This is a genomic window from Variovorax sp. F042 (assembly GCF_057814215.1).
This window is the reverse complement of sequence record NZ_JBVASX010000036.1, coordinates 1-679: the sequence shown is the minus strand read 5'-3', so window position 1 is coordinate 679 and position 679 is coordinate 1. Positions and strand designations below refer to the sequence as shown.

Annotated in this window: 1 protein-coding gene; it reads left to right on the top strand. The window is 63.9% G+C overall.

The features are described from left to right. The coding region (locus tag ACZYSP_RS35275) for an EF-Tu C-terminal domain-related protein (protein ID WP_489019191.1) at window positions 1–678 on the top strand (678 nt) is incomplete at its 5' end. Between the last annotated feature and the right edge of the window lies 1 nt (window position 679).

Sequence of the window (679 nt, the reverse complement as noted above, 5' to 3'; positions counted from 1 at the left end):
GGCTCGGCCAAGCTCGCCCTGGAAGGCGACAAGGGCGAACTGGGCGAAGGCGCCATCATGAAGCTGGCCGAAGCCCTGGACACGTACATCCCGACGCCCGAGCGCGCCGTGGACGGCACGTTCCTGATGCCCGTGGAAGACGTGTTCTCGATCTCGGGTCGCGGCACGGTGGTGACCGGCGCTGTCGAGCGCGGCGTGATCAAGGTTGGTGAAGAAATCGAAATCGTGGGCATCCGCCCGACGGTCAAGACCACCTGCACCGGCGTGGAAATGTTCCGCAAGCTGCTGGACCAAGGCCAGGCTGGCGACAACGTCGGCGTGCTGCTGCGCGGCACGAAGCGCGAAGAAGTCGAGCGCGGCCAAGTGCTGTGCAAGCCCGGCTCGATCAAGCCGCACACGCACTTCACCGCCGAGGTGTACGTTCTGTCGAAGGACGAAGGCGGCCGTCACACGCCGTTCTTCAACAACTACCGTCCGCAGTTCTACTTCCGCACGACGGACGTGACCGGCGCGATCGAGCTGCCCAAGGACAAGGAAATGGTCATGCCTGGCGACAACGTCAGCATCACCGTCAAGCTGATCAACCCGATCGCGATGGAAGAAGGCCTGCGCTTCGCCATCCGTGAAGGCGGCCGTACCGTGGGTTCGGGCGTCGTGGCCAAGATCCTCGACATCTAAG